This window comes from Actinospica sp., from assembly GCF_035552695.1.
Lineage (GTDB): Bacteria > Actinomycetota > Actinomycetes > Streptomycetales > Catenulisporaceae > Actinospica.
The window spans coordinates 1-19,568 of the sequence record NZ_DASZKT010000257.1; the positions used below are offsets into that span (position 1 = coordinate 1).

A 19,568-nucleotide genomic window follows, 5' to 3' on the forward strand; every position below is an offset into this window, starting at 1 on the left:
CACGTGCCCGGACCGCGCACGACGCCCGAGCCGCTCACGCTGGAAGGCCTCCGCGATCGTGCCCACGTGTTCGTAGACGGCGTTCCGGTCGGCGTTCTGGAGCGAGATGGCATCGATCACATCCCCCTGACCACCCCCGCAGACGGCGCTGAGGTGATGCTCATCGTCGAAGCGATGGGCCGGGTGAACTACGGTCCGCTGCTCGGTGAGCGTAAGGGCGTGACCGGCAGCGTGCGGCACGGGGCCCAATACCAGCACGGATGGCAGATCGACCCGCTCGCGCTGACGGCGCTGTCCGCCGAATCCCTCCCCTGGGATCAGTCAGGCGACGTGCCCGGCCCCGCGTTCCACCGCGGCTCGCTGCACGTGGACGAGCCGCGCGACGGCTTCCTCGAACTGCCCGCCGGGATCAAGGGCTACGTCTGGATCAACGGGTTCTGCCTTGGCCGCTACTGGGATCGCGGCCCGCAGCGCCGCCTTTACCTGCCCTGGCCGCTGCTGCACTCCGGAAGCAACGAGATCGTCGTACTCGAACTCGACGCGGACGGCGACATCGGCCCGCTGCTCGTCCGCAGCGTACCCGACCTGGGGAGGTGAAGGTGCCGCACACGCGCGAGGACTTCCAGCGCGCCCTCCTAGAACTCTGCGAGCCGTTCGCCGAGGCTGACGCGCTGGAACGACGACTATCCACAATGACTCACCACCCTGCCGCGCACTACGCGCCGCGCGTCGCACGCCTGGAGGCGGTCTCACGACTGCTCTGGGGCCTCGCGCCGCTGGCCGCCGGCCAGGGGGAGTACCGCGGCTGGGAGCCGATCCGGGCGGAGATCGCCGTCGGCACGGACCCGAACCATCCCGGGTTCTGGGGCTGGCCGGGGGAGTTCGACCAGCGCATCGTCGAATCCGCGGCACTCGGATTCGCTCTCGCGCTGTGTCCGCAGGAGCTGTGGCAGCCCTTCGACCCGGCGCAGCGGGCCAGGTTCGCCGACTGGCTGCGCGCCGCATCGCGCGCTCGCGCCGTGGACAACAACTGGCGGCTGTTCGCGACGCTGGTCAACCTCGGCCTCAAGTCCGTCGGAGAACCCTTCGACGCGGAGATCACCACCGCGGCCTTCCGGCGCGTCGACGAATTCCACCACGGCGGCGGTTGGTACGCCGATGGTCCGGGTGACGCAGCGTTCGACCACTACAACCCGTGGGCCATCCACTTCTACGGCCTGCTGAACGCCGCGCTCGGGGGCTGCGACGCGGAGGCCGCGGGCACCGTCCGGCAGCGAGCCCGCGACTTCGCCCCCGAATACCTGCGCTGGTTCGCGGCGGACGGCGCGGGCCTCGCGTTCGGCCGCAGCCTGACGTACCGATTCGCGCAGGCCGCGTTCTTCGGCGCGATGGCCTTCGCCGATGAGCCGGGTCCCGGCTGGGGCGTCTTGCGCGGAGCGTGGGCGCGGCAGATCCGATCATGGTCCGGACAACCCGTCCTCAATGGCGACGGCACCCTCTCGATCGGCTACGCTTATCCCAGCCTGCTGATGAGCGAGCAGTACAACGCGGCCGGCTCTCCGTACTGGGCGCTGAAGGCGTTCCTGCCGCTGGCCCTCCCCGCGACGCACCCGTTCTGGACCCATCCGGAAGAGCCGCTCCCGCCCGAGCCGTCCACCATCCACATCCAACCGAAGGCCGGGTTCATCCTCAGCCGCGGCACATCCGGCCACGTCACCGCCCTCTCCGCCGCGCCCGGCCCGCGCGGAATCCGGCACAGCGAGGCGAAGTACCGGAAGTTCGCGTACTCCACGGCCTTCGGCTTCTCCGTGCCCACCCGGCTGACCGGCCTCGCCGGCGCCGGAATCGACTCGACGCTCGCACTGAGCGAGGAAGGCGACTACTGGCGGGTGCGCACCGACGATGTGGAGCGCTCGGTCGACGGTGACGAACTCGTCGCGCGCTGGCGCCCATGGCCGGACGTGGAGATCGAGACGCGCCTCTCCTTCAACGACGGCTGTCAGCTCCGTCGCCATCGGATCACAACGCGCCGCGCGCTGCACACGGTCGAAGGAGCGTTCTGCGTCCCGCTGGGGGACGACGCGCCCGAAGAAACTGTGACTGCCGGCTCGGCCCTGGCTGTATCCGGTGGAAAGGCCAGCGGCATACGCGACACGACCGGCGTCCGCCACGGAGCGGTGCTCCGCCCCGACCCCAACGGCCATCTACTCTGGCCGCGCACCCTGCTGCCCGTCCTCCGCGGCGATTTGGAACCGGGTGAGCACGAACTGACCACGCTCGTCTACGCGAACAGCACCGGAGACACGTCAGGCTACGCATAAACCCGTGGCTCACTCACGCAGGTGGTCGTGCAGGGCGCGCGCGACATGCCCCATCAGAGCCTCGGCGGCGGGCTGCGAGGCAGCGGGGACCGAGGACTCGGTGAGAGCGGCGACGGCGAAAACGGAGCCGTCCTCGTGTTCGACGACGCCGACCTCGTGGCGGAAGTTGAGCAGCGTGCCGGTCTTCGAGGACCAGTCGGACGCATCGGAGATGAAGTCCGGCCCGAGGCGCTGCCGCATGATGTTCGCGCGCATCAGGGTACGGACGCGCCCCGCCACCTCGCGCAGGACCGCCGACGGCGTCCAGAGCGCTTCGAGCAGATCGACATACGCACGCGCCGAGCCGGTATTCGCGCGCGTGACGTCGATCTGCGGCAGTCCGTGCCCCAGCCCCGCCTCACGCGCCCCGATCGCAAGGGTCTGAGCCAGCCGCATATCGGTCGGCGCCGCCACGGGATCGCGCATCTGGTGACGGACCGCGATGCCCGCGATCCCGTACCCGCGCAGCACGCCGGTGACCTCGGCGGGCGGTACGAGGTCGAAGAGGGCGTCGGCCGCGGGATTGTCACTGATGGCTACGGCGAGGTAGAGCAGGTCGTCCACGGCGATCCGCGCAGGGTGCCGGAACTGGCTCAACCCGGCCTCGAAGCCCGAGGTGGGTGGGCCCGGCGGCACCTCGACCGTCATCGCCCCGTCCAGCTTCCCGGCATGGATCCGGTCCAGGACGGCGACGGCCAGCGGCACCTTGACCAGCGACGCGACCGGATAAATCACATCGGGGTCGATCCCGATCTCCCGGCCGCCGATCAGATCCCGCACGAGGAAGGACCCGGACAGGCCCGCCTCGGCCAGCCGCTTGCGCAGCCCGCCCACGAGCCGGGAGTCGGACTCAGCCATCTGCGCTCTTCCCCACGTTCTCTCGCACCGCCCCGAGCGCGCGACCGATGCCCGAGCCCAGCACGTCCCGCAGCCGACCGGCGTCGTCCCCGGTCAAGGCGGCGACCTCGTAGCCACGCGAGACCGTTGCCCCGGCGATCGGCCGCCACGCCAACCCTAGATCATCGGCCTGCCGCGCGGAGCAAAGCAGATGATCACGCGAACGCAGCACGGCCCCGGCCGCCGCGACCAGCGAGGTGGCCACGCTGATCTGCGCGGGTAGCAGCGCGGCCCGATGCCCGGCGTGTCGCAGCACGTCGCGGATGTGCGGCACGTCGTCCTCCGGCTGGATCCAGATCCGGCGGTACGTCTCCTCGGCGCGTGAGGGCCGCAGCGACGAAAGCCGAAGAGCAGCCGTCGTCGCCCGCACCGCCGACGCCGCCGACGCCGCGACTCCGAGCGGGACGACCCACGACGCGTCCCCCGCCGGAACCGCCTCGAGCGCGGCCCGGATCTCGCGCGACCCCAGCAGTTCAGCGCGCTGCGACGGCCCCGCGGCACGGATGTCCAGCACGAGTCCGGCCTCGCGCGCGGCCGCGTCGAGCTCAGCCAGATCGCGCACGTCGCAGATGTCCGGCATCGCGAGCGTCAACGGACGCAGCCGCGCCTCCGCCGCGTGATACTCCAGCGCTTCGGCCAGTTGCACGAGACGCTTGGCGGGCGTGAGCATGTCCCGGCCGAACGCGGTGAGCACGGCGGCTCGCCGCGCCGAGCGGTCGAACAGCGGCTGCCCGAAGTGCTCCTCCAGCGCCGCGACACGACGGCTGGCCACCGGCTGCGGCACCTGCGCGGCCGCCGCCCCGCTGGTGAAACTTCCGTGCTCGCCGACGTGCACGAACACCTGGCAGGCCTTGACGAGATCCACGCGTGTGATCATATGCCGAACACGCATGAAACTCGCCAGTTCCGTCTTTGACCGCATGCACCGGCCGGAGCAAGCTCGATCCATGCTCAGTCCCACCAAGTCCACCAAGTCCGTGCTCGCGCTCACTCTCGCCGCGGGCCTCCTCGCCGGTTGTTCGAGCACGACGACAGGATCCGCCGCGTCCACCAGCACGTCCACGGCGTCCACCAGCACGGCCCCGAGCGCGTCCCCGACGACGACCGCCGCGTTCGCCGCGCTCGAGTCCCAGTTCCACGCCAACCTCGGCCTCTACGCGATCGACACCGGCACCGGCCGGACCGTCGCCTACAACTCCGACGTCCGCTTCGCGTACTGCTCGACCTTCAAGGCCTTCGCCGCGAGCGTGCTGCTCCAGCGCGATACGGACCAGCAGCTCAACCAGGTCATCAAGTACACGAAGGCGGACATCCTCGCGTACGCGCCGATCACCGAGCAGCACCTCAGCTCGGGCATGACGCTCAGCGCGCTCATGGCGGCGGCGGTCGAGTACAGCGACAACACCGCGGCGAACCTGATGCTGCAGCAGATCGGCGGCCCCTCCGCGCTGCAAGCCGCACTGCGCGCCGAGGGCGACTCCACGACGAACGCGGACCGCACCGAGGACGCCCTCAACTCGGCCACGCCCGGCGACACGCGCGACACCACCACCCCGCGCGCCTGGGTCGCCGACCTGCGCAGCTACGTCCTCGGCGACGCGCTCACGCCGACCCGCCGCGCCCAGCTCGTCGCGTGGCTCCAGGCGAACACCACCGGCGGCCCGTACATCCGCGCCGCCGTGCCCGCCGGCTGGAAGGTCGGCGACAAGACCGGCAACGGCGACTACGGAGCCCGCAACGACATCGCCGTCATCTGGCCGCCCGACAACGGCGCCCCCATCGTCCTCGCCGTCCTCAGCAACCGCGGCATGAACAAGAACGCCACCTCCGGCGACGCCCTCATCGCGGACGCCACGAAGGTGGCCCTCCAAGAGCTCAGCGGTCAGGCCTGAGGCCGGATTCAGGCCTTCTCGCCCTTCGGCAGCTTGACCACGGTGAGGAAGAACTCGTCGATCTGCCGGATCGCGGCCATGAACTGGTCGAGGTCGACCGGCTTGGTCACGTAGGCGTTGGCGTGCAGGCGGTAGCTGCGCATGATGTCCTCCTCGGCGGAGGACGTCGTGAGCACGACGACCGGGATCGCGGCCAGATCGTCGTCGGTCTTGATCTGCTGGAGCACCTCGCGGCCGTCGTACTTCGGCAGGTTGAGGTCGAGCAGCACCAGGTCGGGGCGCACGGCGTCCGCGTGCACGCCGCGGCGATAGAGGAAGTCGAGCGCCTCCTCGCCGTCGCGCACCACGTGCAGCGTGTTGCCGATCTTGTTGTGCTCGAAGGCCTCGCGGGTGATCAGCTCGTCGGCGGGGTCGTCCTCGACCAGGAGAACATTGATGGGCACAGGGGACTCCCGGGTCACGAGGTGGTTCCTTCCAGCGCGCGCGGCCGCGCGTCGTCGGTGTACTGATCATTGTCATCCGCGGCCGTGGCGGCGGGCAGCGTGAAGGTGAAGCGGGTGCCGACGGCGCGTTCCCGGTCGATCCAGATCCGGCCGCCGTGGTGCTCCACGATCTTCTTGCACAGTGCGAGGCCGATGCCGGTCCCGGAGTAGGCCTCGCGGCTGTGCAGGCGCTGGAAGATGACGAAGACCTTCTCGGCGAACGCGGGCGGGATGCCTATGCCGTTGTCCGCCACCGAGACCCGGACGAAGCCGGGCTGGTCTGGATCGGGCGCCCAGCTGACCGAGACTTCCGGCGGCCGTTCGGGTGAACGGAACTTCAGCGCGTTGCCGACGAGGTTCTGCCACAGCATGCTCAGCAGCGTCGGGTCGCCGGTCACGGCGGGCAGCGGCCGCTGCACGATCTTGGCGCGGCACTCCTCCATCGCGTACTCGAGCCGGTCCAGCGCGCTGTCCAGGCAGGCCTGCAGCTCGACCCGCTCCCGCCGGTCGTTGACGCGTCCGACGCGGGAGAACGTCAGCAGGTCGTTGATGAGGACCTGCATCCGCTTCGCGCCGTCCACGGCGTAGTGGATGTACTGCTTGCCGCGCTCGTCGAGGTTCTCCTCGTAGCGCTTCTCGATGAGCTGGCAGAACGACGCGACCTTGCGCAGCGGCTCCTGCAGGTCGTGCGACGCGACGTACGCGAACTGCTCCAGCTCCTCGTTCGAGCGGCGAAGCTCCTCGGCCTGTGCGTCGAGGGTCTCCTTCTGCTTCAGCAGTTCCGCGCGGTGGCGCTCGGTATCGTCGAGCGACTCGACGAGCTTCGCGCGCATCGCGTCCAGGCCAGAGCTCAGTGCCCTGATGTCCTGCGGGCCGCTCGGCGTGAGCGGGGTGTCGAACGCGCCCTCGGTGACCCGCCGCGCCTGCTGCCGCAGGCTTCGCAGCGGTTTGAGCACCATGATCTGCACCAGCAGCACGATGAAGCACACCGTGAGCAGGAACACCGCGAGCATGCCGACGAAGGTCCAGTTGCGCTCGGCGTTGATGTGCGAGAGCTTCTGCAGCGCCTGGCCGCGCTCGCCGTCCAGCTCGTTCTCGACCGAGACGAAGCGGCCGCGGAGCTGGACGAAGGCGTTCTCGCTCGCGTCGAGCCGGGTCAGGTCGACGCTCTCGCCCTGCTGCGCGGCCGTGATGAACGGCACCGCGTACTCGTCCTTCCAGCCGCTGATCTCCTGCTCGAGCGCTTCGAGCTCGCCGAGGGCCTTCGCGTGGCCGGTCAGCTGGCTCTCCGCGTCGGCCACGTCCCGCTGCAGGGTCTGCTCGCCGGTGTAGTACGGCCGCAGGAAGTCCGAGTCGTGCGTCAGCAGGTAGCCGCGGATCGCGTTCTCCTGGTCCACCAGCGTGCTCTGCATGTCCACCAGCGCGGTGCGCGCCGGGCCGAGGCTGGAGATCAGGTTATTCGAGGCCTGCGAAGCACGGGCGAAGACGATCACACCGACCACGCTGAACCCGATGACCAGCACGACCATCGTCGCGATCACCGAGTAGAACCAGCCGCGGACGCCGAACCGGCCCGAGCTGACCCCGACCCTCATACCGCTCATACCGCCCTTCACGCGCTCGCACCGCCCAGCCCTCCAAGCCTGAGGTGCAGCACGGCCACGTCGTCGCAGTCGCCGCGGCCGGTGCGGTCCCGGGTCGCGCCGATCAGCGCGTCGATGAACTGATGGTCCGCCAGGTGCGGGAGCTCGTTGGCGCTTTGCACCATGCGGTCGATGCCCCAGAGCTCGCCGTGCTCGTCCCGGTTCTCGTACAGGCCGTCGGTGTAGAACAGCAGCTCGCTGCCCGGCTCCATCGGCAGGTGCACCACCGGCCAGTCGGACAGGCCGGGGACGATGCCGAGCGCCGGGCCGTGCGCGGACTCGTGCAGCTTCACCGAGCCCTGGTTCCGTAGCAGCACGCCGGGGTGCCCGGCCCGGATCAGCCGCGCGTGCGGCTCGCCGGGCAGCCAGCTGAGCGTGGCGATGGTCGTGAAGATCTCGTCGTTGCGCCGTTCGGCCATCAGCAGCTGCTCCAGGCTGTCGAGCAGCTCGGGGCCGGTCCGGCCGACCAGGACCAGCGTGCGCCAGGCAACCCGCAGCGCGGCGCCCAGGGCCGCCTCGTCCGGGCCGTGGCCGGACACGTCGCCGATCATCGCGTGCACGGCGCCGTCGGCCGTCTCCACGACGTCGTAGAAGTCGCCGCCGAGCAGCGCGCCCGAGCGGTGCGGCAGATAGCGCGAGTTGACCGTGACCGGGGCCTTGTGCAGCAGCGGCTTGGGCAGCAGGCCGCGCTCGAGGCGCACGTTCTCCGCGGCCCGCCACTGCGCGGCCCGCAGGTCGGAGGCGGACCGCTCGGCCCGCTTGCGCTGCACCGCGTACCGCACGGTCCGGGCCAGCCATTCGGCCTCGACCTGGCCCTTGACCAGGTAGTCCTGCGCCCCGGCGCGTACCGCGGCGAGACCGGCGGCCCGGTCGTCCAGGCCGGTCATCACGACGACGGCGGTGGACGGCAGCGTCGGCAGCCAGTCGCCGAGCTCGCCGATGCCGTTGAGGTCGGGCAGGTGCAGGTCGAGCACCAGGCAGTCCACGCCGCCCGCGCGCAGCAGGTCGGCGGCGTCGCGGGCGTTCGCGACATGCGTCACGGCGGCCGCCAGGCCGCTGTCCGCGATCAGCTCGGCGGTCAGCAGGGCGTCGGCCGGATCGTCCTCGGCCAACAGGATTCGCAAGGTGTCCTCGGCGGCGGCCCTCGCCCGAGGCAGTTGGCCTCCCGGCCGCACGCTTTCGTGCACTTCGCTAAGCCTCTCCTCGGGTGCTCGGTCTTCGTCAACCCTGCTGCACCGTACCGCAGCAGGCCGCGAGAAAGCACACCGAGGCCCTCCGACCTGCGCTTACATATGCAGGCCCGCCTGCTCGAGGGTGGGGAACACCGGCACCAGGGCCTCGGCGCCGGCGAGGGAGAGGAACTCGCGCACCCGGGGCCGCACCCCGGCCAGCACCAGCCGCCGCCCGTGCCCGGCCAGCCTGGCGGCGGCCGCGGCGATCGCGTCCAGGCCGACCGGGTCGAGCCGGTAGAGGCGGCCGAGGTCGAGCAGCACGTCGGGCCCGTCGTGCCCGCCGACGGCCTCGGTCAGCGCCGCGCTGAACGGTGCCGCGGTCGTCTCCTCGAGTTCCCCCTCGACGGTGAGGACGAGCGGCGCTCCGGGCCGCGGGGCGGCCTCGGGCAGTACCTGGATGGAGGCGGTCGCGAAGGGCTCGGTCATGGTCAACGTGGGTCCTTTCGTGGGCAGCCGGGCGGTACTGCCGGGTAACCGCTTCTGCCGAATCCATGCGTATTGTGATCTACCTCTCACCATTGCCCACGGGTTTGGGTGGGGGTTTGCTGGTTACCGATTGACAATGAGAGCCGGCGAAGTCCTAGGAGGCGTACCCATGGGAGACGACGACGGATCCGACGTGTCGGCGGGCCTCGGCCTGGCGCCAGGCGCGCGCGGCTGCCTGTTCGACCTGGACGGCGTGCTGACGGCGACCGCCAAGATCCACGCCCAGGCCTGGAAGAAGACGTTCGACACCTTCCTGAACGCCTACGACAAGCGCACCGGCCGCACGGACCAGCCCTTCGACCAGGGCGCCGACTACGAGAACTACGTGGACGGCAGGACCCGCGAGGACGGCATCCGCTCGTTCCTGGCCTCACGCGACATCAAGATCCCGGACGGCGGGCCGGAGGACGCGCCGGGAACCGAATCCGTGTACGGCATCGGCGAGGCGAAGCAGTGGGCGTTCATGTCGCTGCTCGAGGAGCACGGCCCGCAGGTCTACGAGGGCTCGGTGCGGTACGTGCACGCCGCGCGCGCGGCCGGGCTCGGCTGCGCGGTGGTGACCTCCAGCACCAACTGCAAGGACATCCTGCGCGTAGCCGGGATCACCGACCTCTTCGACGCGACCGTGGACGGGCACGACGTCTCCGCCCAGCATCTGCGCGGCAAGCCGGCTCCCGACAGTTATCTCGCCGGCGCCAAGGCCCTCGGCATCGAGCCCGCGTACGCGGCGGTGTTCGAGGACGCGCTCTCCGGCGTCGAGGCGGGCCACGCCGGCGCGTTCGGCACCGTCGTCGGGGTCGACCGCGTCGGCGGGGACCACGCCGAGCACCTGAAGCAGCACGGTGCGACAGTGGTCGTCAAGGATCTGAGCGAACTGCTCGGCGCCGCGAACGCGGAGGAGAAGCGTTGATCGGCCACAGTTGCTTCGGTAACGACGCGTGGAACCTGCCGGAGCAGCGGCTCGAACTCGAACTGCTGCCGCACACCGAGTCGCTCTTCGCGCTGTCCAACGGCCACATCGGCTGGCGCGGGACGCTCGACGAGGGCGAACCGCACGGCCTGCCGGGCACCTACCTCAACGGCGTGCACGAGCTGCATCCGCTGCCGTACGCCGAGGCGGGCTACGGCTACCCGGAGTCCGGGCAGACGGTGATCAACGTCACCAACGGCAAGATCATCAGACTGATGGTGGACGACGAGCCATTCGACGTCCGCTACGGCACCCTCGTCTCGCACGAGCGTTGCCTCGACCTGAAGTCCGGAGTGCTGCGCCGCGACGTCGTGTGGACCTCGCCGACCGGCCGGACCGTGCGCATCCGCTCGACGCGACTCGTCTCCCTCACGCAGCGGGCGATCGCGGCCGTGCGCTACGAGGTCGAGCCGCTCGACGGGCCCGCGCGCATCGTGCTGCAGTCCGAGCTCGTGGCCAACGAGGAACTGCCGCATCGGCACGACGACCCGCGCGCGGCCGCCATGCTGCAGGACCCGCTGGTGAACGACATTCACAGCATCGGCGACACGCGCATCACGCTCGTCCACACGGTGCGACACAGCGGTCTGCGCGTCGCGGCGGCGATGGACCACACCATCGAACTCGTCACCAAGAACGACGGGGAGCACTCCGACCCCGACGCGCTCGGCGTGCACATCGAGGCCGAGGCCGATCTCGGCCGGTACACGGTCGGCGGCGTGGTCCAGCCCGGGCAGACCGTGCGGCTGACCAAGTTCGTCGCGTACGGCTGGTCCGCGACCCGTTCGCTGCCCGCGATGCGCGACCAGGTGGACGGAGCGCTCGCCGTCGCGATGCTCGGAATGGGCTGGGACACGCTGTGCGCCGAGCAGCGCGACTGCCTCGCCGAGTTCTGGGAGCGCTCCGACGTCGAGATCGAGGGCGACGCCGACATCCAGCAGGCCGTCCGCTTCGCGCTCTTCCAGCTCCTGCAGTCCGCGCGGCGGGCCGAGCAGCGCGCGATCCCGGCCAAGGGCCTGACCGGCAGCGGCTATGACGGCCATGCCTTCTGGGACACCGAATCGTTCGTTCTGCACGTCCTGACATACGTCGACGCGCCGTCCGTGGCGCACGCCCTGCGCTGGCGGCACTCGACGCTGCCCACGGCCCGCGAACGCGCGGCGCAGCTCGGTCTGAAGGGCTGCGCGTTCCCCTGGCGGACCATCACCGGGCAGGAGTGCTCGGCGTACTGGCCCGCGGGCACGGCCGCGTTCCACATCGACGCGGACATCGCCGACGCCGTGATCCGCTACCTGCGGGTCACCGGCGACGTCGAGTTCGCACACAAAGAAGGCATGGAACTGCTGGTCGAGACGGCGAGGCTGTGGCAGTCGCTCGGCCATATGGATGAAGCCGGGGCTTTCCGGATCGCCGGCGTCACCGGTCCGGACGAGTACAGCGCGATCGTGGACAACAACATCTACACGAATCTGATGGCGCAGCAGAACCTGCTCCGCGCCGCCGATGTCGTCGACCACCACCCGGGGCACGCCGCCACACTGGGCGCGAGCGCCGCGGAGTCCGCCGCCTGGCGGAAGTCGGCCAATGCGATGTTCATCCCGTACGACGAGATGCGCGACGTGCACCCCCAGTCGGACGGCTTCACGGACCACGAACTGTGGGACTTCGAGAACACGCCGCCCGAGCACTACCCGCTGCTGCTGCGCTATCCGTACTTCCAGCTCTACCGGAAGCAGGTCGTCAAGCAGGCCGACCTCGTCCTCGCGCTGCACATGCGCTCGGACGCGTTCACGCTCGAGCAGAAGCAGCGCGACTTCGACTACTACGAGCCGCTCACCGTCCGGGACTCGTCGCTTTCCGCGTGTAGCCAGGCTGTGGTCGCCGCCGAGGTCGGATGCACCCAGTTGGCCTACGACTACCTGGCCGAGGCCGCGCTCATGGACATCGACGACCTCGAACGCAATACCTCGGACGGCCTACATCTCGCCTCGCTGGCCGGGGCCTGGATCGCGCTCGTCGACGGATTCGGGGGGCTACGGCACACGGACGACGGGCTCTCCTTCGCGCCGCAGCTGCCGAAGGGCTGGACCCGGCTGTGCTTCGGCCTCGTACTCGGCGACGGGCACCTGCGCGTCGATGTACGGCCGGACGACGTCGAGTACCTGTATTCCGGGAAGGAGCCGTACGAGGTGCGTCACGGTGACACGCTGCTGCGGCTCGAACCCGGCACACCGGTGACCCGGCCGCTCACACCGCCGAAGGAGCGTCCGGGGCCGAGCCAACCCGCGGGACGTGCGCCGTTGCGTCGGGCGCATGATGTCGTACGTGCCACTACGTGATCGTGGCCGCGATGTGATCGAATCCGTTGCGAGATGGTGCGTTTGCGCTCGCGCGAAACGGTCACTCGGAGGACCGGCCGCGGAATGAGGGAACCGCGGCCGGCGCCCGGCGCGTCCACATGAAGCGCCGGTGTGCGTGTGCCAAGGTGGAGTAACCGTTGATGAGTCTCACGGAGTCCCGCGGAACGCAAAGCCCGGGAGTACTGGACAGCACTCGATTCCGGCATGAGGCGCTGTTCTACGCGGGCGTCGAGCAGTTCGCCCGGCGCACGGCGCGATACGTCCGCGACGCGCTCGTGGCCGCTGAGCCCGTGCTCGTCGCCGTCGTCGAATCGCGCGCCAAGCTGTTGCGCGAGGAACTCGGCTCGGACGCCGACGCCGTGCAGTTCCTCGACATGGAGCGCATCGGCCGCAATCCCGCACGGATCATCCCCGCCTGGCAGGACTGGGTGCACCGCAACCTGCCGCGGGGCCGCCGGTTCCGCGGCGTGAGCGAACCGCTGTGGCCGGGTCGCTCCAGGGCCGAGATCCGGGAATGCCAGAAGCACGAGCAGTTGCTGGCCACGGCCTTCACCGGCGGGCCCGACTGGTCGTTGCTGTGCCCGTACGACCTCGAGGCGCTGCCCGTCGACGTGATAGCCGCCGCGCACCGCGCGCACGCCGGGATGGCCGCGGGCAACGTGCTCGTCGACCCGCTGCCCGACCTCGGCCCGCCGATCATCGAGCTCCGATTCGATCTCGGCAATCTGTCCGAGCTGCGCGCCGCCGTCCGCGAGCACGCGGCCGACCTGGGCCTGGCCGGGCACCGCGTGTCCGACTTCGTGCTCGTCGCCGACGAACTCGCGACGAACAGCGTGCGCCACGGCGGCGGCGGAGGAACGCTGCGCCTGTGGCGGCAGAGCTCGTACGCGATCTGCGAAGTGCATGACGAAGGTGTGATCACCGACCCGCTCGTGGGACGCCGCCGGCCGGACTTCGCGCACCACGTCGGCGGCGCCGGCCTGTGGACCGCCAACCGGCTCTGCGATCTGCTGCTCATCCGTTCCGCCGAGGCCTACGGCACCTCGGTCCGCGCGCATCTGGCGGCCGTCGCGGAGGACTGAGACGCGAGGGGTTCCGGTGCCGTACGATGCGCTGAGCGATTGCTTAGCGCCGAGGAGGAGCGAGCCCCGTGGACGCCGACGTCATCATCGTGGGAGCAGGACTGGCCGGTCTGACCGCGGCCCACGAGCTCACCTCGCGCGGCCGGAGGGTCGCGCTGGTGGACCAGGAGAACGCCGCCAACCTCGGCGGCCAGGCGTTCTGGTCCTTCGGCGGCCTCTTCTTCGTCGACTCCCCGGAACAGCGCAGGATGGGCGTGCACGACTCCCTCGAACTCGCCTGGAGCGACTGGCTCGGCAGCGCCCAGTTCGACCGCGAGCAGGACGAGGATTCCTGGGCGAAGCGCTGGGCCCGCGCGTACGTCGAGTTCGCCGCGGGGGAGAAGCGCTCCTGGCTGCTCGGCCACGGCCTGAGCTTCCTGCCCACGGTCGGCTGGGCCGAGCGCGGCGACCTGCGCGCGGACGGCCACGGCAACTCCGTGCCGCGGTTCCACATCACCTGGGGCACCGGCACCGGCGTCGTCGAACCCTTCGTCAGGTACGCGCGCCAGGCGGCGGCCGGCGGCCTGCTCACCTTCCACCACCGCCACCGCGTGGACGACATCGTCATCACCGACGGCGCCGCCACCGGCGTCCGCGGCAAGATCCTCGCCGAGGACGAGTCGGCCCGCGGCGTGAAGTCCAACCGCGACGAGATCGCGGACTTCGAGCTCACCGCGCAGGCCGTGATCCTCACGACCGGCGGCATCGGCGCCAACCACGACCTCGTCCGCCGCCACTGGCCCGAACGCCTCGGCACGCCCCCGACCTCGATGATCACCGGCGTCCCCGCCTACGTCGACGGCCGGATGCTCGAGATCGCCGAACGCTCCGGCGCACGACTGGTCAACAGCGACCGGATGTGGCACTACACCGAGGGCCTGCAGAACTGGAACCCGATCTGGCCCGGCCACGGCATCAGAATCCTGCCGGGCCCGTCCTCCATGTGGTTCGACGCGCTCGGCCGGCGCCTGCCGTCCCCGTACCTGCCCGGCTACGACACCCTCGGCACCCTGCGCCATCTACGGGCCACCCCCGAGATCGCCGAATACGACCACTCCTGGTTCATCCTGACCCAGAAGATCGTCGAGAAGGAGTTCGCGCTCTCCGGCTCGGAGCAGAACCCGGATATCACGGCCAAGGACCGCAAGTCCTTCCTCCGCGAACGCGTCCTCGGCAAGGGAGCGCCGGCCCCCGTTGACGCGTTCCTCAGGCGCGGCGCCGACTTCGTGGTCAGCCGGGACCTCGGCGAACTCGTCAAGAAGATGAACGCCCTGACCGACAAGCCGCTGCTCGACCCCGACCTGCTGCGCCGTCAGATCGAGGCCCGCGACCTCCAGATGGCGAATCCCTACAGCAAGGACGCCCAGATCCAGGGCATCCGCAACGCGCGCCGCTACATCGGCGACCGCCTCGGCCGCGTCGCCTCCCCGCACCGGCTGCTCGATCCGCAGGCCGGTCCCCTGATCGCCGTCAAGCTGCACATCCTCACCAGGAAGACCCTCGGCGGCATCCAGACCGACCTCGACTCGCGCGCCCTCACCGCCGACGGCGCCCCCATCCCGGGCCTGTACGCCGCCGGCGAGGTCGCCGGCTTCGGCGGCGGCGGAGTTCACGGCTACAACTCCCTCGAGGGCACCTTCCTCGGCAACTGCCTGTTCTCCGGCCGCGCCGCCGGCCGCGCCGCCGCCTCCGCGACTGCCTGACCGCCCGACGTCCGACCGCGCGCGAGGATCAGCTCGACTCGACCAGGGCCTCGTCGTCGGCGGTGCCGTCGGTGTGCAGGGAGGCGAGGAAGGCGGCGCTGGCCTGGTAGGCCCGCTGGATGCGGTCGTGGGCCTGGCTGTAGTCGCGGTAGCGAAGGTAGCGGCCGATGCCCTCGTCGGCGTCGTCGGGTGTGTTGCCGGTGGGCATGAGGTGGGCGTCGACGCCGATAGGGAGGTCGGCGAAGGCGCGGGACAGGCGGTGGCGGCGGGCGATCTCGAAGACGACCGAGGCCACTTCCCACGGCTGCTTGGGGGCGGTCAGCGCCTTCTCGAGGCGTTCCACGCAGTCGAGGCCGGGGTCGGCGGCGAACGCGGAGCCGTTGATGGCGCCCACCGACGTGCCGATCACGATGTCGGGTTCGATGCCCGCCTCGAGCAGCGCGCGGAGCATGCCGACCTCGTAGGCGCCCCAGGCACCCCCGCCGCCGAGTACGAAGGCGGTTTGCACGGCTTCGGACTGAGACTGCTGCTGAGACATCCGGTCGTTCTCCCGGCCGCTCGTCGCTACGGTCACGGCCATCGTAACGGGTCGGGGGCCGCACGGACGTTTAGCCTCGGCCGCTCCGGTTACCAGGGCGTGCGCGCGATGAAGGCCCGGTAACCGGAAGTGAAGCGGATCGATGAGTGGGACCTCGCTGGACGAACAGGGGCTCGGCATGCCCGACCAGGGGCATGACGCCGCCGGGCAGCCGAACGGGCACGCTCCCGCGCAGCCGCCCGTCGAAAGCCGGGCGCGGCGGCTCGCGCTGCTCAGTTTCGCCGCCGACAAGGACCATCTGGCGCTGGCCCGGATGACGGCGATGCACGTGGCCGGGCTCGCCGGGCTGCCGATCGGGCGGGTGACGGACATCCGGCTCGCGGTGGACGAGGCGTGCTCGCTGTTCCTGAGCGGACTGGGCGCATCCGCTCGCTCGACGCGGTTGAGCGACACCGGAACGGAGCTCGGCGCGATGCTCACGCTGCGCTTCGACCGCCTCGCGCAGGACCTGCGGATCTCGGTCAGCGGGCCCGCGCCGGAACGCCGCCCGGACGCCGACGACCTCGGCTGGCTCATGCTGTGCGCGCTCGTCGGCCGCCCCAGCTGGGAGGTCAGGGACGGAATCGGCACGCTGACCATGACGGAGCCGCTCTCGCCCGCCGCCGGCGTTGGTCGATGAACACGGACACCATGGCACGCGAGCAGCAGCGTGCCGAGACGATGAAGGTACTGCGACACCTGTCCACGCTCGCCCCCGACGACCCGGACCGCGTCCGGCTGCGCGCCGAGATCGTCGAGGACCACATGCCGTACGCGCGGCACCTGGCGCACCGTTACGTGCGCGGCGGCGGGTCCGAGGAGGACTTCGAACAGGTCGCCTACCTCGGTCTGATCAAGGCCGTCGACAACTTCGACCCCTCATACGGCATCGGTTTCCTCGGCTACGCGACGCCGATGATCGTCGGCGAGATCAAGCGCTACTTCCGCGACTCGACGTGGTCGGTGCACGTCCCGCGCCGCCTGCAGGAGTTGTCCGGGGCGCTGCGCAAGGCGATCGAGGAGATGGTCTCGGAACTCGGCCGCGAGCCGACCGTCCTCGAACTCGCCGAACGGCTGGACGCGAGCGAGGAGGAGATCGTCGAGGCGCTCGACGCCTCCGAGGCCTACACCACCGCGTCGCTGGACCACCCGATCGGCGAGGAGTCGGACGGCGCGCTGCTGGGCGAGATGCTCGGCGACCAGGATCCGGCGTTCGATCTGATGATAGACCGTCAGGTGCTCAAGGGACTGGTCGCGGGGCTCGGCGAACGCGACAAGCGCATCCTGCTGATGCGCTACTTCCGCGGCATGACGCAGTCGGAGATCGGAACCGAACTCGGCGTCTCGCAGATGCAGGTCTCCCGGCTGCTGACGCGGATCCTCGGCGACCTGCGCGTCGGGTTCGACGAGCCGCACCGATAAGTTCCGCACCGCTAAGTCCCGTACCCGTAAATCAGTTGCCCGTTTCGGCGGGTTGCCGGAGCATCGAGAACATGTTCCGGCACTCCTTCGCGCAGCCGCCCGCAGTCGCGGGCGCGCCGAAGGCTGCCCTGGTCCTGGCCGCAGCAGCCGCATTCGCGGCACTGCTCGGCGGCGTCCGAAGCTGACCGTTCCCGGAGTCCGAACTCTGAGGGAGTCCCGCGCGGGGACGGTCGACGGCTTCAGGGACTCCACGGAATCCGTCAAGGACAGGCAGGGACATCCATCATGGCGAAGACCCCTTACGTGCGCACCAAGCCGCACGTCAACATCGGCACCATGGGTCACGTCGACCACGGCAAGACCACCCTCACCGCCGCCATCACCAAGGTGCTCGCCGAGCGCGGAACCGGCGCCTACGTGCCGTTCGACCGGATCGACCGGGCGCCGGAGGAGGCGCGGCGCGGCATCACGATCAACATCGCGCACGTCGAGTACGAGACCGCGACCAGGCACTACGCGCACGTGGACATGCCCGGTCACGCCGACTACGTGAAGAACATGATCACCGGTGCCGCGCAGCTGGACGGCGCGATCCTGGTCGTCTCCGCGGCGGACGGCGTGATGCCGCAGACCGCCGAGCACGTGCTGCTGGCCCGTCAGGTCGGTGTCGAGCACCTGGTCGTCGCGCTGAACAAGGCCGACGGCGCCGACCCGGAACTGCTCGACCTGGTCGAGCTGGAAGTCCGCGAACTGCTCACGGCGCACGGCTACGCCGGCGAGCGGGTCCCGGTCGTCCGCGTCTCCGGGCTGCGCGCTCTCGAGGGCGACCCGCGGTGGACGGCGTCGATCGCCACCCTGCTGGACGCCGTGGACGAGGCGGTCCCGATGCCGGTGCGCTACACCGACGCGCCGTTCCTGCTGCCGGTGGAGAACGTGCTGACCATCACCGGTCGCGGCACGGTCGTCACCGGAGCGGTCGAGCGCGGCGTGGTCAAGCTCGGCGACCGCGTCGAGCTGATCGGCGCCGAGGGAGAGGCGCTGCACACCGTGGTCACCGGCGTGGAGACCTTCGGCAAGCCGATGGAGTTCGCGCAGGCGGGGGACAACGTGGCCCTGCTGCTGCGTTCGATCGAGCGCGGCCAGGTGCGCCGCGGCATGATCGTCGCCGCGCCGGGCAGCGTGACCCCGCGCGGCGCGTTCACCGCGCGGGTCTACCTGCTCTCGGCGAAGGAGGGCGGCCGCCGCACGGCGATCGTCTCCGGCTACCGGCCGCAGTTCTACCTGCGTACCGCGGACGTCGTCGGCGACATGGACTTCGGCCAGGTCGGCACGGCCAGGCCCGGCCAGACGGTCGAGGTCCGGGTCGAGCTCGGCCGCCCGACTCCGGTCGAGGTCGGGCTCGGCTTCGCGATCCGCGAGGGCGGGCGCACCGTCGGCGCCGGGACCGTGACCGCGGTGGCCGAATAGGCCGAACGACCCGCCGCGGTGAACGCAGGTGCGGCGGAGTGCCGATCCGGCACTCCGCCGCGTCGCGTATCAGAGCTCGATGTTTTCCGCGATCATCCGCATCTGGTACCGGGCGAGCGCCAGGTTGCCACGCGCCTTGTCCAGCGCCAGGTAGAGGAAGAGCCCGGCCCCCGCGCGCGAGGTCAGCGGCATGATCACGTGGTACTGGCGGCCGAGGGTGATCAGGATGTCCTCGATCGCGTCCTTCATCTTGAGCATCTCCATCGTGCGCATCTTCGCGCGCACGATCTCGGTGTTGCCCGCGGCCGCGACAGTCAGATCGAGCTCTTTCGACGCGCTGACGGCGCCGAGCGACAAGCCGCTTGTGTAGTCGACCAGTGCCGCTCCTATGGCGCCGTCGACGCCCATCGCCTCCTTGAGCGCTGCGTCTACGGTCATGGACATGGACTGCTCCTTGGATTCCCGGGTGGCTTCACCGCGGGTCACTGTTCCAGCGCGCCGGCCGCGCCGGGCCGGAACCGGCCCGGAAGTCCGCCGAAAGTCCGTTCGACGGCGCGCGCCACGGCGTGAGCCACCCCTGGGCTTGCCGCGCGGCGTAGGGTGAGGGCATGAGGATGCAGGCGGTCTGGAACGGAAAAGTGCTGGCCGTGAGCGACCGGACGGTGGTGATCGAGGGTAACCACTACTTCCCGCCGGACACGGTGAACCGGGAGCTGTTCGCGGACAGCGCCACGCACACGGCCTGCCCGTGGAAGGGTACGGCCAGGTACTACACGGTGTCGGTGGACGGCGAGTCCAACAAGGACGCCGCCTGGTACTACCCGGAGCCCAAGCCGGAGGCCGAGAAGATCCGCGACTACGTGGCCTTCTGGCACGGCGTCGAGGTCGGCCCGGCCGAGTAGCCGTCCGGGCTCCGGCAGCCGTGTTCAGCTGCCGCATTGAGCAGCCGCACTGAG

General features: G+C 70.4%; 19 protein-coding genes. 11 read left to right on the plus strand and 8 right to left on the minus strand.

Annotation, left to right across the window (positions count from 1 at the left end):
- Nucleotides 1-3 precede the first annotated feature (3 nt).
- Complete coding sequence (locus tag VG296_RS28655) at nt 4-597, plus strand: hypothetical protein (RefSeq protein WP_325571446.1); 594 nt, start codon at nt 4-6, stop codon at nt 595-597.
- Nucleotides 598-599: 2 nt separating this feature from the next.
- The gene (locus VG296_RS28660) at nt 600-2,321 is read left to right on the plus strand and encodes a DUF2264 domain-containing protein (protein ID WP_325571389.1); all 1,722 of its coding nucleotides are present in this window, start codon (nt 600-602) and stop codon (nt 2,319-2,321) included.
- 9 nt (nt 2,322-2,330) lie between these two features.
- Here the strand turns inward: VG296_RS28660 and VG296_RS28665 are convergent, their stop codons facing one another.
- Both VG296_RS28665 and VG296_RS28670 read right to left on the minus strand, forming a co-directional pair.
- Nucleotides 2,331-3,218: a serine hydrolase gene (locus tag VG296_RS28665; RefSeq protein WP_325571391.1), complete on the minus strand. Its 888-nt coding sequence runs from the start codon at nt 3,216-3,218 to the stop codon at nt 2,331-2,333.
- Nucleotides 3,211-4,122: a LysR family transcriptional regulator gene (locus VG296_RS28670; RefSeq protein WP_325571393.1), complete on the minus strand. Its 912-nt coding sequence runs from the start codon at nt 4,120-4,122 to the stop codon at nt 3,211-3,213. Before VG296_RS28670 ends, VG296_RS28665 begins: the two co-directional genes overlap by 8 nt.
- 82 nt (nt 4,123-4,204) lie before the next feature.
- Between VG296_RS28670 and bla the strand changes: the two genes are divergently transcribed.
- Nucleotides 4,205-5,149 (plus strand): class A beta-lactamase, encoded by a 945-nt coding sequence (gene bla / locus VG296_RS28675; protein WP_325571395.1) that lies wholly within the window; start codon nt 4,205-4,207, stop codon nt 5,147-5,149.
- An 8-nt stretch (nt 5,150-5,157) separates the two neighbouring features.
- Here the strand turns inward: bla and VG296_RS28680 are convergent, their stop codons facing one another.
- The 4 genes from VG296_RS28680 to VG296_RS28695 form a co-directional block, all read right to left on the minus strand.
- Nucleotides 5,158-5,592, minus strand: coding sequence for a response regulator (locus VG296_RS28680; protein ID WP_325571397.1), 435 nt, complete (start codon nt 5,590-5,592; stop codon nt 5,158-5,160).
- A gap of 14 nt (nt 5,593-5,606) precedes the next feature.
- The gene (locus VG296_RS28685; protein WP_325571399.1) at nt 5,607-7,235 is read right to left on the minus strand and encodes a sensor histidine kinase; all 1,629 of its coding nucleotides are present in this window, start codon (nt 7,233-7,235) and stop codon (nt 5,607-5,609) included.
- Nucleotides 7,236-7,243: 8 nt separating this feature from the next.
- The gene (locus VG296_RS28690; RefSeq protein WP_325571403.1) at nt 7,244-8,461 is read right to left on the minus strand and encodes a fused response regulator/phosphatase; all 1,218 of its coding nucleotides are present in this window, start codon (nt 8,459-8,461) and stop codon (nt 7,244-7,246) included.
- A gap of 99 nt (nt 8,462-8,560) precedes the next feature.
- Nucleotides 8,561-8,932: an STAS domain-containing protein gene (locus tag VG296_RS28695; RefSeq protein WP_325571405.1), complete on the minus strand. Its 372-nt coding sequence runs from the start codon at nt 8,930-8,932 to the stop codon at nt 8,561-8,563.
- Between the two features lie 169 nt (nt 8,933-9,101).
- On the opposite strand from VG296_RS28695, the gene VG296_RS28700 reads away from it, so the two are divergent.
- The 4 genes from VG296_RS28700 to VG296_RS28715 all read left to right on the plus strand — a co-directional run bounded on the left by VG296_RS28700 (nt 9,102) and on the right by VG296_RS28715 (nt 15,146).
- Entirely contained in the window at nt 9,102-9,902 is an 801-nt protein-coding gene (locus VG296_RS28700; RefSeq protein ID WP_325571407.1) for a beta-phosphoglucomutase family hydrolase, read from the plus strand.
- Nucleotides 9,899-12,301 (plus strand): glycoside hydrolase family 65 protein, encoded by a 2,403-nt coding sequence (locus tag VG296_RS28705; RefSeq protein ID WP_325571409.1) that lies wholly within the window; start codon nt 9,899-9,901, stop codon nt 12,299-12,301. The genes VG296_RS28700 and VG296_RS28705 overlap by 4 nt, the downstream gene beginning before the upstream one ends.
- Nucleotides 12,302-12,462: 161 nt before the next feature.
- Entirely contained in the window at nt 12,463-13,404 is a 942-nt protein-coding gene (locus VG296_RS28710) for a sensor histidine kinase (protein ID WP_325571411.1), read from the plus strand.
- Nucleotides 13,405-13,472: 68 nt separating this feature from the next.
- Nucleotides 13,473-15,146 carry an FAD-binding dehydrogenase gene (locus VG296_RS28715; RefSeq protein ID WP_325571413.1) on the plus strand — a complete coding sequence of 558 codons (1,674 nt, stop codon included), beginning with the start codon at nt 13,473-13,475 and terminating at the stop codon, nt 15,144-15,146.
- A gap of 28 nt (nt 15,147-15,174) precedes the next feature.
- On the opposite strand, the gene VG296_RS28720 is transcribed toward VG296_RS28715, so the two are convergent.
- A complete protein-coding gene (locus tag VG296_RS28720; RefSeq protein ID WP_349259734.1) occupies nt 15,175-15,684 on the minus strand; it encodes a patatin-like phospholipase family protein in 510 nt (169 codons plus the stop codon).
- Nucleotides 15,685-15,826: 142 nt separating this feature from the next.
- On the opposite strand from VG296_RS28720, the gene VG296_RS28725 reads away from it, so the two are divergent.
- The 3 genes from VG296_RS28725 to tuf all read left to right on the plus strand — a co-directional run bounded on the left by VG296_RS28725 (nt 15,827) and on the right by tuf (nt 18,612).
- Nucleotides 15,827-16,363, plus strand: a complete 537-nt coding sequence (locus VG296_RS28725) for a hypothetical protein (protein WP_325571417.1) — start codon at nt 15,827-15,829, stop codon at nt 16,361-16,363.
- Nucleotides 16,360-17,145, plus strand: coding sequence for a SigB/SigF/SigG family RNA polymerase sigma factor (locus tag VG296_RS28730; protein ID WP_325571419.1), 786 nt, complete (start codon nt 16,360-16,362; stop codon nt 17,143-17,145). Before VG296_RS28725 ends, VG296_RS28730 begins: the two co-directional genes overlap by 4 nt.
- Nucleotides 17,146-17,430: 285 nt before the next feature.
- Nucleotides 17,431-18,612: an elongation factor Tu gene (gene tuf, locus VG296_RS28735; RefSeq protein WP_325571421.1), complete on the plus strand. Its 1,182-nt coding sequence runs from the start codon at nt 17,431-17,433 to the stop codon at nt 18,610-18,612.
- A gap of 69 nt (nt 18,613-18,681) precedes the next feature.
- Here tuf and VG296_RS28740 read toward each other — a convergent pair whose 3' ends face one another.
- Entirely contained in the window at nt 18,682-19,056 is a 375-nt protein-coding gene (locus VG296_RS28740) for a hypothetical protein (protein ID WP_325571423.1), read from the minus strand.
- A gap of 170 nt (nt 19,057-19,226) precedes the next feature.
- Here VG296_RS28740 and VG296_RS28745 point away from each other — a divergent pair, with 170 nt between their 5' ends.
- Nucleotides 19,227-19,514: a DUF427 domain-containing protein gene (locus VG296_RS28745; RefSeq protein ID WP_349259736.1), complete on the plus strand. Its 288-nt coding sequence runs from the start codon at nt 19,227-19,229 to the stop codon at nt 19,512-19,514.
- The last annotated feature ends 54 nt before the right edge of the window (nt 19,515-19,568 follow it).

Bases quoted from the DNA above. Each gene is read 5' to 3' on its own strand.
- VG296_RS28665 (WP_325571391.1), bottom strand. From the start codon at position 3,218: ATGGCTGAGTCCGACTCCCGGCTCGTGGGCGGGCTGCGCAAGCGGCTG.
- bla (WP_325571395.1), top strand. From the start codon at position 4,205: ATGCTCAGTCCCACCAAGTCCACCAAGTCCGTGCTCGCGCTCACTCTC.
- VG296_RS28685 (WP_325571399.1), bottom strand. From the start codon at position 7,235: ATGAGCGGTATGAGGGTCGGGGTCAGCTCGGGCCGGTTCGGCGTCCGC.
- VG296_RS28695 (WP_325571405.1), bottom strand. From the start codon at position 8,932: ATGACCGAGCCCTTCGCGACCGCCTCCATCCAGGTACTGCCCGAGGCC.
- VG296_RS28700 (WP_325571407.1), top strand. From the start codon at position 9,102: ATGGGAGACGACGACGGATCCGACGTGTCGGCGGGCCTCGGCCTGGCG.
- VG296_RS28710 (WP_325571411.1), top strand. From the start codon at position 12,463: ATGAGTCTCACGGAGTCCCGCGGAACGCAAAGCCCGGGAGTACTGGAC.
- VG296_RS28720 (WP_349259734.1), bottom strand. From the start codon at position 15,684: ATGTCTCAGCAGCAGTCTCAGTCCGAAGCCGTGCAAACCGCCTTCGTA.
- VG296_RS28725 (WP_325571417.1), top strand. From the start codon at position 15,827: ATGAGTGGGACCTCGCTGGACGAACAGGGGCTCGGCATGCCCGACCAG.
- VG296_RS28730 (WP_325571419.1), top strand. From the start codon at position 16,360: ATGAACACGGACACCATGGCACGCGAGCAGCAGCGTGCCGAGACGATG.
- tuf (WP_325571421.1), top strand. From the start codon at position 17,431: ATGGCGAAGACCCCTTACGTGCGCACCAAGCCGCACGTCAACATCGGC.
- VG296_RS28740 (WP_325571423.1), bottom strand. From the start codon at position 19,056: ATGTCCATGACCGTAGACGCAGCGCTCAAGGAGGCGATGGGCGTCGAC.
- VG296_RS28745 (WP_349259736.1), top strand. From the start codon at position 19,227: ATGCAGGCGGTCTGGAACGGAAAAGTGCTGGCCGTGAGCGACCGGACG.